This window comes from Streptomyces sp. NPDC111744 (assembly GCF_055634995.1).
This window is the reverse complement of sequence record NZ_JBVKCG010000008.1, coordinates 319,120-332,671: the sequence shown is the minus strand read 5'-3', so window position 1 is coordinate 332,671 and position 13,552 is coordinate 319,120. Positions and strand designations below refer to the sequence as shown.

Genomic DNA, 13,552 nt, shown 5'->3' with positions numbered 1-13,552 from the left:
TGGAGATCGAGTTGACCACCACTGTCTCCGCCGCAGGCCTCACCGTGCGCTGCGGCGGCACCCGGGCCCTGGACGGCGTCCTGCTGCGTCTGACGGACGGCGTGACGGGCCTGCTGGGCCCGAACGGCGCCGGAAAGACGACCCTGCTGAAGGTCCTGGCCACGGCCGTACCGCCCGACAGCGGCGGCTTCACGGTCCGCGGCGAGGACCCGTCGACCCCGGCGGGCCGCCTCGCCGTCCGCCGCACGCTCGGCTACCTCCCGCAGACCCCCGCATTCCACCCGGACTTCACGGTCTTCGAGTACGTCGACTATGTGGCCGTGCTCAAGGAGCTGACCGGCCGGGCCGAACGCCACCGGGAGGTGCGGCGCGTCCTGGACCGGGTCGGGCTCGCGGACGTACGCGGCAAGCGCATCAAGCGGCTGTCCGGCGGCATGCGCCAGCGGGTCGCCCTGGCCGCGGCCCTCGTCGGGGACCCCGGCTTCCTGGTCCTGGACGAGCCGACCGTCCACCTGGACCCCGAACAGCGCATGCGGTTCCGGGAGTTGATCGCGGAGGCGGGGGAGGGCCGCACGGTGCTGCTCTCCACCCACCAGACCGAGGACGTGGCGATGCTCTGCCATCACGTGATCGTCCTGGCGGGCGGCCGGGTCCGCTTCGACGGCACGCCCGCCGAGCTGACGGCGCGGGCGCAGGGCCGGGTGTGGAGCAGTACGGAACGCGCCCCGGCCGCCCGGGCGGGCTGGCGCACCGGCACGGGCACCTACCGCAACGTGGGCGACCCGCCGACCGGGGCCGACCTGCTCGAACCGACCCTGGAGGATGGCTACTTGCTGGTCCTCGACGACGACCACACGGAGGTGCCGGCCGCATGACGACGACACTGGTGAAGCCGGAGGTGCCGGAGGTGCCGGAGACGCCGGTAGGGCGTGGTCGCGACCGCCGTACCGCGTCCGTCCTGGCCCTCGCGGCCTTCGAGACCCGCCAACTGGCGCTGCAGATACCCGTGCTGTTGTTCTTTCTCCTCTATCTCGCCTACACCGGGTACGAGTTGTTCGGCCGGGACGAGGGCATGGACGCGTATCCCGTCCTCCACGACGTCGACCGGGCCACCCAGGGCGCCCCGGTGCCGCTCTGCATCGCCCTGCTGGTGTGCGTGAACCGGGCCACCCTGCTTAACCGGCGGCGCGGTCTTGAGGAGCAGTTCTCGGTGCTGGTCATGTCGCCGCCGCGCCGCACGCTGGCGCACGCCCTGTCGGTGGTGCCGTTCGCCGCCGGCGTGGCTCTGGTGGTGGGCGCCCAGTTCACCTGGGCGGCGCTGCGGCCCGGCGCGGTAGGCCACGGCTCGCTCGCCGAACTGGCCGTCGCCCCGCTGACGGTGCTGCTTTCCGGGGCGGTCGGCGTCCTGCTGGCCCGCGTCCTGCCGTACCCGGCGACCCCGCTGCTGTTCGTGATCGCCCTGGCGGTCGTCTTCAGCCTCCTCGGCGGCATCACCAGCGGCGCGCACGGCGTCCAGTGGCTCTGGCCGACGGTGCCGGAGAACGGCGGCACCCCGGTCCCGGGCGAGTTGCTGGGCCGCCCGGCGGGCTGGCACGCGCTGTACCTGACCGGTCTGACGGCGCTGGTGGCGGGCGCCGCGGTGCTGGTGGCGGGCGGCCGGACGCGCGCGCTGAAGGCGGTGACCGCCCTGGCCCTGGCGGCGACGGTGGCAGGCGCGGCCGGGCAGACGCCGGGCGGGTCCGCCGCGTTGCGGGCCGCGCGCAAGGCGGAGGCGGACAGCCCGCAGAGGTTCCAGGTGTGCGTCGAGCGCGACGGCTCCCGGTACTGCGCGTACCCCGACTGGCAGGGCTGGACGGTCGACTGGGCGGGAGTGGTCCACCGGGTGCGGTCCGAGGCGGGCGGCGAGGCGGCGACAACCCGTCTCACCATCCGCCAGCGCATCGAGGAGATCTCCGACCTGACCACGGACGCCACCCTCCCCGACAGCCGCACCCGGGGCACGGTCACGGTCGGCACCCAGTGGGGTGGCAACCGGGTCCCCGAGTTCGCGGTCGGGGTCGCCAGGGTCCTGGTGGCGGGCAACGAGCAGGCCTCGGTGGAGATGTGCGACGCCCGGGTGGTGACGACGATGTGGCTGGCCCTGGCCACCGACCCCACCCCGGAGGCCACCTTCCGTCACCTCCGCATCGACGACAGCCTCACAGGTCCGGCCGCAGTCCTCACCCCGGACGGCGGCAGCCTCGGGGTCACGGCCCAGCAGACGGAGGTCGTACGAGAACTGCTCCGCGCACCGCACGACACGGTCGCGGCCCGGGTGAAGTCCCACTGGGCGGAACTGACATCGGCGCGGACGACGACCGGGGAGGCGGCGCGGCTGCTGGGGGTGACGGTTCCGAAGGGGGCGGACGACTGCGGGGAGGGCTGACGCGGGCAGGACGGAGGCGACACGTGCCGAGGCGAACGAGGAGCCGGACATGGACAACCCCTTCCGCGACGGAGGGCCGGCCGACCGGGCGACGCCCTGGCTCTCGGCGGCCTTCGTCGTCCTGGTCCTCGTCGCCGCGCTGGTCCGCGATGCCCCGTCCGTCCTCGGGGTGCCCTACCTCGTGCTCGGCGCCATCCTCGTCGGCAGGATCTCCTACGCCGTCATCCGCAGACAGCGCGTCAGACGCCGGGACCGCCTCGGGCGCTGACGGGACGGCGGGACGCGTTCCGCCGCTCGCTCACGTCTCCGTCCGGTACATCAGGTCCGTCTCGTGGGTCACGAAGCCCAGCCGCTCGTACACCGCCACCGCCGCCGTGTTGTCGGCGTCGACGTAGAGCATCGCCGTCGGCAGGCCCCGGTCGGACAGGTGGCGCAGGCCGATGGTGGTGAGGGACTTGCCGAGGCCGCCGCCCTGGGCGGCGGGGGAGACGCCGAGGACGTAGACCTCGCCGAGGCGTTCCTGGTCGTGGACCTTCGTCCAGTGGAAGCCGAGCAGGTCACCGGCTCGCTCCGCCAGGAAGAAGCCGGCCGGGTCGAACCAGGGCTGGGACTTGCGGTCGTCCAGGTCGCGCTGGGTGAGGGAGCCCTGTTCGGGGTGGTGGGCGAAGGCGGCCGCGTTCACGGCGAGCCAGGCCGTGTCGTCCTGGCCGGGGACGAAGGTGCGGACCGTCACCCCCTCGGGGAGTTTCGGGTCGGGCAGGTCCAGGTCCGTCAACGGGCGGCGCATCTGCCTGAGTTCGCGGAACAGGGTGAGGCCGAGGACCTGGGCGAGATGACGGGCCGCCGGGTGGCCGCCGTGGGCCCAGACGCGCAGCCGCTTGCCGGAGGCCGCGAGGAGGGCGGAGCCGAGGGCGCGGCCGTGGCCGTGGCCCCGGTGGGCGGGGTGGACGACGAGTTCGGCGGCCGGCGCCTCCACCGGGTCGGTGTCCTCCAGCTGGGCGTAGCCGACGAGTTCGGCGCCGACGCTGAGCAGCAGATGGGAGACGCCCTCGCGGGCGCCGCCGCGGATCTGGATACGGCCTTGCTCTGACACCGGTTGCTGGCCGTCGGCCCGGGCCGCCTCCGCCAGCAGCCCCAGCACGGCCTCGGCCTGGTCCGGGGTGAGCGCGAAGTAGGTGTCGATGGAGCGGGAGTACATGGGTGGCCGTGCGGTGTCGTCGCTGGTCATGCGTACGAGGGTACGGGGCCGGGCGGACAAAGTGGGCGACTTCTCGACAGGCCCGTCGGGGTTCCATGCGAGCGGAGTCCGGACCTTTTATAAAACCTGTGTGAGGTGCCGTTTGGTTCCCCGTTGCTCCTGAGAATTACTCTCAGCCGCAATTCATCGAGGTCTAAGTGAAAATGGCTTTCTTCGGCTCGCGGATCACGTAATGTTTTCCATGTCGAAAGCGAACGGCGCGGACGACAGAACGAAGGAGAAGAAGATGAGCTTCCACAAGATCGTTCCGGTGAAGAAGGCGGAGAAGCCCGCCCCGAAGCCGGCGCCGAAGAAGAAGACGCCGAAGAAGCCCCAGCCCAAGCGCCCCGTGGGCCACCGGTAAACCGTCAGCGTCAAGGAGAGGAATAACCATGAGCTTCCACAAGATCGCCCCGGTCAGGAAGAACCACAAGCCCGCTCCGGCCCCGAAGAAGCCCGCGCCGAAGAAGCCGGCGCCGAAGCGCCGCCCGGTCGGCGACCAGCACTGACAAAGAATTCACAGAAGTAATTCAAATCAATTCACAGGTCGTTGCAGCAGAGCGGTAGAGGAACTGTTGCAGAACCACGACAGAGGCCACGACAGAGGCCCCGACAGAGAGGTACAGCACCATGAGCTTCCACAAGATCGCCCCGGTCAGGAAGAACCACAAGCCCGCTCCGGCCCCGAAGAAGCCCGCGCCGAAGAAGCCGGCCCCGAAGCGCCGCCCCATCGACAAGGGCTGAGCCACGTGGCGAGGCGGGGTCACCGGTTGAGCGTGGTCGCACCGGTGGCCCCGCCTCGGCATGTCCAGACAGATGAAAGAAGGGAGTTGTCGACCATGAGAGAAGCCCGGGTGGCCTTCCGCCGCTTCTGGCCGCTGACCCGCGGCGACCGCAGGTGGCTCGGCGCGATCATCGCCTGCGTGGTGGTGTCCGCGCTCGCCGAGACCGCCGCGATCCTGCTCTTCGCCAACCTCACCGACAACGCCCTGGCGGCCGGTTCGCTCTCCGCCTTCTGGGGCCCGGCCGCCGCCTGGCTGGGCGTGGCCGCACTCGGCGCGTTCGTCGGCTACTGCGGCAACTCACTGGCCACCTGGACCGCCGAGCGATTCGTGCTGCGGCTGCGCGCCAAGGTCTTCCGGCACGTCCAGGACCTGCCCCCGCACTTCTTCCAGCGGCACCGCCAGGGCGACCTGGTGGAGCGCCTCACCGGTGACGTCGAGGCCATCGAGCAGATGGTCGTCTCGGGTGTCGTCGGCACCGTCGCCGCCGCGTTCTCCGCCGTCTTCTACGCGGCCGCCGCCTTCTGGCTGCGCTGGGACCTGGCGCTGGCCACCTTCGTCCTCGCGCCCCTGTTCCTGCTCGCCGCCCGCCGCTTCTCCGGCCGGATCAAGACGGCCTCCCAGGACGAACGGGTCGCCGACGGCGCGATCACCTCCGTGGTCGAGGAGTCCCTCGGCAACGTCGTCCTCACCCAGGCGTACAACCGCCGCCGGGACGAGGAGAAGCGCCTCGACGTCGAGGCCCGCGCCTGGATGCGGGCGAGCGTGCGCGGGGCACGGCTCAGCGAGATGTACGCGCAGTTCGTCGAGGTCGTCGAAACCCTCTGTGTGCTGTCCGTGATCGGCCTGGGCGTCTGGGAGATCTCCGCCGGCCGGATGACCCTCGGCCAGCTGCTCGCCTTCGCCGCCTTCCTCGGCTACCTCTACCCGCCGATCCGCAACCTCGGCCAGCTCGGCCTCACCCTCACCGCGGCCACCGCGGGCGCGGAGCGCATCGGCGAGATCCTGGACGCCGAGCCCGCCGTCACCGACCCCGACCGGCCGGTCGGCCCCTGGCCGGTGCGCGGCTGGGTCAGCTTCCACAACGTCTCCTTCCGCTACCCCGAGTCCCGCCGGGCCTCCCTGAGAGACGTCGACTTCGCGGCCGGCCCCGGCGAACTGGTCCTGGTCACGGGCAGGAGCGGCGCCGGCAAGTCCACCCTCTCCAAGCTCCTCACCCGCTTCTACGACCCCTCGGCCGGCGTGATCTGCCTGGACGGCGTCCCGCTCACGGACGTACCCCTTGAGTTCCTCCGGGAGAACGTGGCCCTGCTCCCACAGCAGACGCTGATCCTCAACGGCACGGTCCGCGAGAACATCGGGTGCGGACGGCCGGGCGCGACGGACACCGAGATCGAGCAGGCGGCCCGGGACGCCGCCGCCCACGACTTCATCGCCGCCCTCCCCGAGGGCTACGACACCCACATCGCCCCCGGCACGGCAGCCCTCTCCGGCGGTCAGCTCCAGCGGATCGCCATCGCCCGCGCGATGCTGCGTGCCGCCCCGGTCCTCGTCCTCGACGAGCCGACGGCGGGCCTCGACGCGATCGCCGCCCGCCAGGTGGTGGCCCCGCTGCGCAGGCTGATGGCGGGCCGTACGACCATCATGATCACGCACGACCTCACCCTCGCCCCCGACGCCGACCGCATCCTGGTCGTCGACCGCGGCCGCCTGGTCGAGTCCGGCACGCACGCGGAACTGCTCGCCCGCAACGGCGCGTACGCCGGCCTCGCCCACCCCCTCCCGGAGGCGATCGCGGCGGAACCGGCGCCGGTTCCGGACGAGACGATGATCCTCAGGTGGTAGGGGCGCTATGAGCGTGTACCCCGTCCCGCGCACGGTGTGGATGAGCCGCGGTTCGCCGCGGCTCTCCAGTTTCCGCCGCAGGTACATGATGACTGCCCGACTGTTGTCCCGGCTGCTGGTGGTGCGCGGCCCGAACGGGGCAAGGCCGAGTCGTCTTTCGAGCTCCTCCAGCGATCCACCGCAGAGCGCTTTGGGCGTCGATTGCGTCGATTTCCGGAGGACGGGGCCGGTCGCGGGGTGACGCCGATGGTCACAGTTCGCTCCCCGGGATGCGCTCGCCACGGCTGACGGCGACACGGATCGCGTCTCCCAGGGATTCCGTCGCCCGGGTGAGCGCGAAGCGCACGGCCACCTCACCCGCCTTGGGGTCGGCCAGCACGGCCCTCGCTCCCACCAGGACCTGCTCCCCGGAGGAGAGCTGGGCCGCCTCGACGTCGTCGGCGAGTCGGGCGAGCATGCTGTGGTCGCTGTCGGTGCTCAGGTAGCAGGGTTTGCCTTCAGGCGTGGTCCAGGGCAACAGACGGAGGTTGCCGGTCGTCGGCGGCTCGGTCGCGGTCACGCTGAGACCTCCACTCCGTGGAGCCGGCGCAGGTCGGCATCGATGCCGTACACAGCGAGCCGCGGGTCCCGTCGCTGCTGGTGTTGCAGCCTCCGCTCGCGGAGTTCTTCCGGGGTGAGGAGGTACGGACGCACGAGGTGGGTGCGGGGTTCGAAGGGCCATACGTCGACGGGGCGGCCAGGGGATACGGCCGACGAGCTGGCGGAGGAGTGGAGTTGGGAGGGGGCGGTGCCGCCGCGGCCCCGTGAGGGCGACAACGCCCGCGAGACTGCCAGCAGTAGCAACTCGCAGAATCTGGCGATACGTTCGCGCACGTCGGCGCTCCTTCGCAGCGTCGGCCACGCCCCCCGACCGAGCAGCATCGGTCGCGGGGGTCTATCGGGGCAGGGGTCTGACGAGCGGTGATTACCGTTCGTGCCTCGATCGTCACAGGCTCGGCGTACGCTGCGGAAGAGGTTCGGTGTTGTCTGGGGTGCCAGACAACGGGGAGGGGTGACGTGGGCGAACGGGTTGACGCGGAGCCGGTTTCCGGGCGGGCGATGCTGGGGCAGACGCTGAGGGTTCTGCGGGAGAAGGCCGGGAAGTCACTGGGGCAGTTGGCCGAGGACACCGGGTACGAGAAGAGCTATCTGAGCCGGTTGGAGTCCGGGGAGCGGCTGTCCAAGGTGACGGTCATGGAGGACCTGGACGGGTATTACGGCACCGGTGACCTGCTGTTGAGTCACTGGAAGGCGGCGCGGCTGGATGCGTTCAAGGACCAGTACAAGGAGTTCATGGCGCTGGAGGCGACGGCGCGGATCATGTGGCTGTTCTCGCCGGGGATTCCAGGGCTTCTGCAGACCGAGGACTTCGCCCGAGGGGTGTTGTCTGGGGCGCAGACAACGGCTGACGGCGACGAGGCGGTCGAGGAGCAGGTGGCGGCTCGTCTCGGGCGGCAGTACCTCCTGAAGCAGAAGCCCGAGCCCGAAGTCCGGATCATCATGGACGAGTTCGCACTCCGGCGGCCCGCCGCCAGGGGCAAGGCATGGCAGGACCAGTTGCTGCATCTACAGACCGCCGCGCAGTGGCCCAACGTGACGCTCCAGGTGCTGCCGTTCTCGGCGGGAGCGCACCACCATATGACCGGGTCGCTGACGCTGCTCTGGCAGCGGGACGGAAGCGCCGTTGCCTACAAGGAGGGCAATGGTTGCAGCCGTCTGATCGAAGATCCGGACGAGGTCCTGCGGCAACGACTGTCCTACGATCGGCTCCGCGACCTGGCGCTGTCCCCGTCGGACTCGCTCACGTTCACCAGGGACGTACTGGAGGAGCAGAGATCATGACACGAACCCCCGACCTCCGCACCGCAGTCTGGCGCAAGTCGAGCTACAGCGAAGGGGGAGCCAACGACTGCGTCGAGGTCGCCGACGGCCACCCCGGCATAGTCCCCGTCCGGGACAGCAAGAGCCCGGCGGGCCGCCCGTTGCTCATCTCGGCCGCGTCCTGGTCGGTGTTCGTGGAGCAGGTCAAAGGGGAGGCGGGCCTCACGCCCTCGCGTGAGGCCTGAAACCGAACCTCCCGAACTTCCTACACCGCCTCGGGAGGAGCCGTCGGCGCCCCCGGCAGTCGTACCGTCGCCACGGTCCCGCCGCCGTTCGCGCGGGCCAGAGTGACCTCGCCGCCCGCCTGCTGGACCGTGCGGGCCACGATGGACAGGCCCAGCCCCGAGCCCGGCAGGGCCCGCGCGCTCGGGGAGCGCCAGAAGCGGTCGAAGACGTGCGGGAGTTCGTGCTCGGCGATGCCGGGTCCGTGGTCGCGGACCGTCAGGACGCCGCGGTCCAGGGCGACGTCGATCGTGCCGCTCTCCGGGCTGAACTTCACCGCGTTGTCGAGGATGTTGACGATCGCCCGCTCCAGGGCGGAGGGCTCCGCCCGGACGAACCACGGCTGGACGTCCGCCGTGATCGTCAGCTCCGGGCCGCGCAGGCGGGCGCGGCGCAGGGCCGCCTCGACCGTGTCCTGAAGGGCCACCACCTGTACGCGTTCACCGCGCTGGCCCTCCGAGCGGGACAGCTCCTGGAGGTCACCGATCAGCGCCGCCAGCTCCGTCATCTGCGCCTTCACCGAGTCGAGCAGCGCCTTGCGGTCCGCCGGGGGGATCGGTCGGCCCGTCTCTTCACTCCGGGTGAGGAGTTCGACGTTCGTGCGGAGGGAGGTGAGCGGAGTGCGGAGTTCGTGACCGGCGTCGGCGATGAGCTGCTGTTGGAGCTCCCGGGAGTTGGCCAGGGACGTGGTCATGCTGTTGAAGGAGCGGGACAGGCGGGCGATCTCGTCGTCGGCCTCCTCCTCCACCGGGATGCGGATGCTCAGGTCCTCGGTGCGGGCGACATGTTCGACGGCCTCGGTCAGTTCGTCGACGGGGCGCAGGCCGGCCCGGGCGACCGCGAGGCCCGCGACTCCGGCGCCGAGGACTCCGACGCCGGACACGAGGAGGAGGAGCAGGGCCAGTTCGTTGAGGGTCGACTCGGTGCCTTTGAGAGGTATGGCGATCATCAGGGCGGTGTCCTGGACCATTCCCTTGGAGTCGAAGTCACCGGTGTTGATGATGACGGCAGTCGTGAGGATGCGTACGGAGTTGCCGTCTTTGTCGGTGCCGTTGCGCAGAATCGCCTTGTTGGGATCCGGATTCGCCGCGAACGACTTGTCGCTTCCGCTGACCTTCACCAGGGTCGTAGAACCATCCAGCAGACAGGCACTGCCGTCGGACTTGACCAGCTGGGTGTAACCCTTGAAACGCCCGCCGAAGCCGAGGCCTCCGGTCGGAGTCTGGGAGCAACTCGTCAGCGCAGTCTGGACCTGCGCGGCCGGCATCGCCCGGGGGATGCTCGACTTCAGGTCGGCGTTGATCTCGTCGTACAGCTTCCCCTGCACGATGAACCAGCACGTCACCGACACCGCCGCCACCGCGAACGCCACCGCCGCCGCGACCAGCATCGACAGGCGGGCGCGGATCGGGAGGTTGCGGAAGCGGCGGGCGAGCCTGTTCACTCCGCGCCGCCCTGGCGCAGGACGTACCCGACGCCGCGCACGGTGTGGACGAGGCGGGGCTCGCCGCCGGCCTCGGTCTTGCGGCGGAGGTACATGACGTAGACGTCGAGGGAGTTCGAGGAGGGCTCGAAGTCGAAGCCCCAGACCGCCTTGAGGATCTGCTCGCGGGTGAGGACCTGGCGCGGGTGGGCCAGGAACATCTCCAGGAGCGTGAACTCCGTGCGGGTCAGCTCCACCTGCCGGCCGGCCCGGGTGACCTCGCGGGTCGCCAGGTCCATGCGCAGGTCGGCGAAGGTGAGTGCCTCGTCGTCCTGGCCCCCGTCGCCCACCGTGCCCGTGTAGGAGCTGCGGCGCAGCAGGGCACGGATGCGGGCGAAGAGTTCGTCGAGTTCGAAGGGCTTGACCAGGTAGTCGTCCGCCCCGGCGTCGAGGCCGGTGACGCGGTCGCCGACCGTGTCGCGGGCCGTCAGCATCAGGATCGGGGTCGTGTCGCCCGCCCCGCGGATCCGGCGGGCGGCGGTCATGCCGTCCATCCGCGGCATCTGGATGTCGAGGACGATCAGGTCCGGCTTGTAGGCCGTGGCCTTCTCCAGCGCGTCCGCCCCGTCGACGGCGACCTCGGTCTCGTACCCGTCGAAGGCCAGGCTGCGCTGGAGGGCTTCGCGTACGGCCGGCTCGTCGTCGACGATCAGAATGCGCTGGGGGTCACGGTCGCCTTCGGCGGGGCTCATCGCTCGCGGTTCCTCGGGGTGTGATGGATCGGGGTGCGGTGGTTCGTGGATAGGACGCCTCTCAGCCTCGCATGTTTCCGGGCTGTCGGGTATGCACGCCGGTGGGGTGGTAAGCCCCTAGCCGCGCACCAGGGTCATCCGGCTCAGGGGCACCTTGCGCTGGTGCGGGCGGGCCGCGGACATGCGCAGTCCCATCAGCTCCGGGGCCGGCACGATCTCCGGGGCGCGCACGGCCGGGGCCACCGCCGCCTCGGTCGGCGCGTGGAGCTCGTACGCCACGGCAAGGGCCAGGGTGAGGCCGGCCGGACCGTCGGCGGCCGTCGCGTGCGAGACCTTCGAGACCTGCGGGACCTGCTTCATGACCTTGTTCATGACCTTGTTCATGACGTACTCCCTTGCTCTTGGTACCGGTGGTTCAGCTGGTGGAGCCCGCCCGCAGCTTGGCCAGGTCGGACTTGACGGTGTTGATCGGGATGGCGAAGCCGAGGCCGACGCTGCCCGCGTCCGAGGAGGACGACGAGGAGGCCGAACTGGCCGAGTACATCGCCGAGTTGATACCGACGATGTTGCCGCCGGCGTCGATCAGCGCGCCGCCGGAGTTGCCGGGGTTCAGCGAGGCGTCGGTCTGGATCGCCTTGTAGGTCGTGGTCGACGAGCCCGTGTCGCCGTTGAACTGCTGACCGCCGAAGGAGAACGGCCACCGGCCGTTGCCGCCGCCGCCCTGCTGTTGCTGCTGCTGGCCCTCGTCGGTGGAGACGGTGACGTCCCGGTTGAGCGCGGAGACGATGCCGCTGGTGACGGTGCCGGTCAGGCCCTCGGGGGAGCCGATCGCCACGACCGAGTCACCGACCTGGACGCCGTCGGAGTTGCCGAGGGTCGCGGGCTTGAGGCCGGAGGCGTTCTGAAGTTTGAGAAGGGCGAGGTCCTTGGAGCTGTCGGTGCCGACGACCTTCGCGGTGTACGACTTGCCGTTGCTGGTCGTGACCTTGATCGACTGGGCGCCGGAGATCACGTGGTTGTTGGTGACGATCTCGCCGTCGCTGGTGATGACCACACCGGAGCCGGTGGAGGTGCCGCTGCTGAGGGTCGCGTTGACCTCTACGACGCTCGGGCTGACGGCGGCGGCGATCGCGGCGACGTTGCCCTTCTTGCTGGAGGGCACCACGTTGGTGGTGGTGCTGCTGGAGACGACGTCGTACTTGCTGGTCAGCTCCTGGAAGGCGTACGCGGTGCCGCCGCCGACGGCCGCCGCCACGATCGCGACCGCGGCGAGGAGGGCTATCGGGCCCCGGGTGCGCTTCTGCTTCGCGTGGGCCGAGTGCTCCGGGTGCTCCGCCGTGTGCTGCGGCGGCGCCGCCGCGTACTCCGGGAGCAGCGCGGTCTGCGGCTCCACGGTGACCGGCTGAGCGGCCTGCCGCGTCGGCTGGTGGGCCGGCGGGGGCGGCCACTCCGGGTTCACGGGGGCGGAGGCGTGCTGCTGCTGGGGGTACGCGCCCTGGTAGGCGTCACCCTGGGGACCCTGGGGGTTCTCGTACTCGCCGCTGCGGCGGAGGCTCTCGGTCATGACAAGTAGCTTGTCCCGTGACCATGAGAGCTTCCTGAGGGCCCGCTGAGAACGCCGCGAGAAGCGTGTTTGCCCGATATAAGGAACCTTCTCGCAGGCTGAGCGGGGTTCTCAGAAACCGTTCATGAAGGGTTTCCTGTGGGGCCTGTGGGGCCTGTGGGTGCGGCTGCGGGCCGCTGGGGGCTGGTCGCGCAGTTCCCCGCGCCCCTAGAAGCAGGGCGCCACGGCGAGCGCCCTTTCAGGGGCGCAGCCCGCACCCGCGCTCGCAGAGCTACCCGCACCCGCAGGAGCCCCGGACCACCAACCGCGAGGGAAACGTCTTCAACCGCTCCCGCCGCGACCCCGCCACCCGCAGCCCGTCGTCCAGCACCAGGTCCACCGCCGCTCGCGCCATCGCCGGCCGGTCCGATGCGATCGTTGTCAGCGGCGGGTCCGCCAGTGCCGCTTCCTTGATGTCGTCGAAGCCGGCCACCGCCAGCTCCCCCGGCACGTCGATGCGCAGCTCGCGGGCCGCCCGCAGCAGGCCGATCGCCTGGTCGTCGGTGGAGCAGAAGAACGCCGGCGGCCGGTCGGGGCCGGCCAGCACCTCCAGGGCCACCCGGTACGCGTCGTACCGGTTGTACGGCGCCTCGAACAACCGGCCCTCCGTGGTCAGGCCCGCCTCCTCCATGGCCCGCTTCCAGCCCTCGACGTGGTCGGAGACCGGGTCGCCGACGGCCGGGGTGTCCGCCGTACCGCCCATACAGGCCACGTACTCGTAGCCGTGCTCCAGCAGGTGCCGGACGGCGAGCTGGGCGCCGCCCAGGTCGTCCGTCACCACCGCCACGTCGTCGATCGCCTCCGGCCGCTCGTGCAGCAGCACCACCCGGGCGTCCCAGGCGTCGATCTCGGCGGCGGCCAGGTCGTTCAGCGCGTGCGAGACGAGGATGAGGCCCGAGACCCGCATCCCCAGGAACGCGCGCAGGTAGTGGACCTCGCGCTCGCCGACGTAGTCGGTGTTGCCGACCAGCACCATCTTTCCGCGCTCGGACGCGGCCTGTTCCACCGCGTGCGCCATCTCGCCGAAGAAGGGCTGACGGGCGTCCGGGATGATCAGGCCTACGAGGTCCGTGCGCCGGGATGCCATCGCCTGGGCGACCCGGTCGGGCCGGTACCCCAGTTCCTTGATCGCGGCGAGGACACGCTCGCGCGTGGCCGGTGCGACCGGCCGGGGTCCGTTGTTGATGACATAACTGACCACGGCGGTCGAAGTTCCCGCCAGCCGCGCCACATCATCCCGAGTCACCTTGGCCACGCGCGGAGTCTACGCGGATGGACCCGCTCTGGGCAGGGCGTTTCGAAGCTTCGCTTGCGTAAGCAATGCCCTGTCCGGGCGACGGTCA

15 protein-coding genes and 1 pseudogene are annotated in these 13,552 nt (G+C 70.8%); 7 read left to right on the top strand and 9 right to left on the bottom strand.

Features of this window, described 5'->3' with window-relative positions:
- The first annotated feature begins 11 nt into the window (after positions 1-11).
- Genes ACZ7OO_RS20955 through ACZ7OO_RS20945 form a run of 3 tightly spaced genes read left to right on the top strand, consistent with a single transcriptional unit; the run spans position 12 to position 2,693 of the window.
- Complete coding sequence (locus ACZ7OO_RS20955; protein WP_471506410.1) at positions 12-875, top strand: ABC transporter ATP-binding protein; 864 nt, start codon at positions 12-14, stop codon at positions 873-875.
- The gene (locus tag ACZ7OO_RS20950) at positions 872-2,425 is read left to right on the top strand and encodes an ABC transporter permease (protein WP_471506408.1); all 1,554 of its coding nucleotides are present in this window, start codon (positions 872-874) and stop codon (positions 2,423-2,425) included. The genes ACZ7OO_RS20955 and ACZ7OO_RS20950 overlap by 4 nt, the downstream gene beginning before the upstream one ends.
- Positions 2,426-2,474: 49 nt before the next feature.
- Entirely contained in the window at positions 2,475-2,693 is a 219-nt protein-coding gene (locus tag ACZ7OO_RS20945; RefSeq protein ID WP_471506406.1) for a hypothetical protein, read from the top strand.
- 30 nt (positions 2,694-2,723) lie between these two features.
- Here ACZ7OO_RS20945 and mshD read toward each other — a convergent pair whose 3' ends face one another.
- Positions 2,724-3,653 carry a mycothiol synthase gene (gene mshD, locus ACZ7OO_RS20940; RefSeq protein WP_471506404.1) on the bottom strand — a complete coding sequence of 310 codons (930 nt, stop codon included), beginning with the start codon at positions 3,651-3,653 and terminating at the stop codon, positions 2,724-2,726.
- A gap of 211 nt (positions 3,654-3,864) precedes the next feature.
- Between mshD and ACZ7OO_RS20935 the strand changes: the two genes are divergently transcribed.
- Both ACZ7OO_RS20935 and ACZ7OO_RS20930 read left to right on the top strand, forming a co-directional pair.
- On the top strand, positions 3,865-4,026 hold the full coding sequence (locus ACZ7OO_RS20935; RefSeq protein WP_471506402.1) for a hypothetical protein: 162 nt from the start codon (positions 3,865-3,867) through the stop codon (positions 4,024-4,026).
- Between the two features lie 475 nt (positions 4,027-4,501).
- On the top strand, positions 4,502-6,289 hold the full coding sequence (locus tag ACZ7OO_RS20930) for an ABC transporter ATP-binding protein (RefSeq protein WP_471506400.1): 1,788 nt from the start codon (positions 4,502-4,504) through the stop codon (positions 6,287-6,289).
- Between the two features lie 3 nt (positions 6,290-6,292).
- On the opposite strand, the pseudogene ACZ7OO_RS20925 reads toward ACZ7OO_RS20930, so the two are convergent.
- From ACZ7OO_RS20925 to ACZ7OO_RS20915, 3 genes and pseudogenes are all read right to left on the bottom strand, one after another.
- A pseudogene (locus tag ACZ7OO_RS20925) lies at positions 6,293-6,379 on the bottom strand (winged helix-turn-helix domain-containing protein); the annotation flags it as partial.
- Positions 6,380-6,539: 160 nt separating this feature from the next.
- The gene (locus ACZ7OO_RS20920) at positions 6,540-6,848 is read right to left on the bottom strand and encodes a hypothetical protein (protein ID WP_471506398.1); all 309 of its coding nucleotides are present in this window, start codon (positions 6,846-6,848) and stop codon (positions 6,540-6,542) included.
- Positions 6,845-7,162, bottom strand: coding sequence for a hypothetical protein (locus tag ACZ7OO_RS20915; protein WP_471506396.1), 318 nt, complete (start codon positions 7,160-7,162; stop codon positions 6,845-6,847). Before ACZ7OO_RS20915 ends, ACZ7OO_RS20920 begins: the two co-directional genes overlap by 4 nt.
- Before the next feature lie 183 nt (positions 7,163-7,345).
- Between ACZ7OO_RS20915 and ACZ7OO_RS20910 the strand changes: the two genes are divergently transcribed.
- The gene (locus ACZ7OO_RS20910) at positions 7,346-8,170 is read left to right on the top strand and encodes a helix-turn-helix domain-containing protein (protein ID WP_471506394.1); all 825 of its coding nucleotides are present in this window, start codon (positions 7,346-7,348) and stop codon (positions 8,168-8,170) included.
- Positions 8,167-8,394: a DUF397 domain-containing protein gene (locus ACZ7OO_RS20905; protein ID WP_471506392.1), complete on the top strand. Its 228-nt coding sequence runs from the start codon at positions 8,167-8,169 to the stop codon at positions 8,392-8,394. Before ACZ7OO_RS20910 ends, ACZ7OO_RS20905 begins: the two co-directional genes overlap by 4 nt.
- 20 nt (positions 8,395-8,414) lie before the next feature.
- On the opposite strand, the gene ACZ7OO_RS20900 is transcribed toward ACZ7OO_RS20905, so the two are convergent.
- The 5 genes from ACZ7OO_RS20900 to ACZ7OO_RS20880 all read right to left on the bottom strand — a co-directional run bounded on the left by ACZ7OO_RS20900 (position 8,415) and on the right by ACZ7OO_RS20880 (position 13,464).
- Positions 8,415-9,875 (bottom strand): HAMP domain-containing sensor histidine kinase, encoded by a 1,461-nt coding sequence (locus ACZ7OO_RS20900; protein WP_471506390.1) that lies wholly within the window; start codon positions 9,873-9,875, stop codon positions 8,415-8,417.
- Positions 9,872-10,606 carry a response regulator transcription factor gene (locus ACZ7OO_RS20895; protein ID WP_471506388.1) on the bottom strand — a complete coding sequence of 245 codons (735 nt, stop codon included), beginning with the start codon at positions 10,604-10,606 and terminating at the stop codon, positions 9,872-9,874. Before ACZ7OO_RS20895 ends, ACZ7OO_RS20900 begins: the two co-directional genes overlap by 4 nt.
- Positions 10,607-10,723: 117 nt before the next feature.
- Positions 10,724-10,990: a hypothetical protein gene (locus ACZ7OO_RS20890; RefSeq protein ID WP_471506386.1), complete on the bottom strand. Its 267-nt coding sequence runs from the start codon at positions 10,988-10,990 to the stop codon at positions 10,724-10,726.
- 31 nt (positions 10,991-11,021) lie between these two features.
- Positions 11,022-12,170, bottom strand: a complete 1,149-nt coding sequence (locus tag ACZ7OO_RS20885; protein WP_471506384.1) for a S1C family serine protease — start codon at positions 12,168-12,170, stop codon at positions 11,022-11,024.
- A 271-nt stretch (positions 12,171-12,441) separates the two neighbouring features.
- Positions 12,442-13,464, bottom strand: a complete 1,023-nt coding sequence (locus tag ACZ7OO_RS20880; RefSeq protein ID WP_471506382.1) for a LacI family DNA-binding transcriptional regulator — start codon at positions 13,462-13,464, stop codon at positions 12,442-12,444.
- Positions 13,465-13,552: the final 88 nt, after the last annotated feature.

Coding starts and splice junctions, on each gene's coding strand:
- ACZ7OO_RS20950 (WP_471506408.1), top strand. CDS start 872: ATGACGACGACACTGGTGAAGCCGGAGGTGCCGGAGGTGCCGGAGACG.
- ACZ7OO_RS20945 (WP_471506406.1), top strand. CDS start 2,475: ATGGACAACCCCTTCCGCGACGGAGGGCCGGCCGACCGGGCGACGCCC.
- mshD (WP_471506404.1), bottom strand. CDS start 3,653: ATGACCAGCGACGACACCGCACGGCCACCCATGTACTCCCGCTCCATC.
- ACZ7OO_RS20935 (WP_471506402.1), top strand. CDS start 3,865: ATGTCGAAAGCGAACGGCGCGGACGACAGAACGAAGGAGAAGAAGATG.
- ACZ7OO_RS20930 (WP_471506400.1), top strand. CDS start 4,502: ATGAGAGAAGCCCGGGTGGCCTTCCGCCGCTTCTGGCCGCTGACCCGC.
- ACZ7OO_RS20905 (WP_471506392.1), top strand. CDS start 8,167: ATGACACGAACCCCCGACCTCCGCACCGCAGTCTGGCGCAAGTCGAGC.
- ACZ7OO_RS20895 (WP_471506388.1), bottom strand. CDS start 10,606: ATGAGCCCCGCCGAAGGCGACCGTGACCCCCAGCGCATTCTGATCGTC.
- ACZ7OO_RS20890 (WP_471506386.1), bottom strand. CDS start 10,990: ATGAACAAGGTCATGAACAAGGTCATGAAGCAGGTCCCGCAGGTCTCG.
- ACZ7OO_RS20885 (WP_471506384.1), bottom strand. CDS start 12,170: ATGACCGAGAGCCTCCGCCGCAGCGGCGAGTACGAGAACCCCCAGGGT.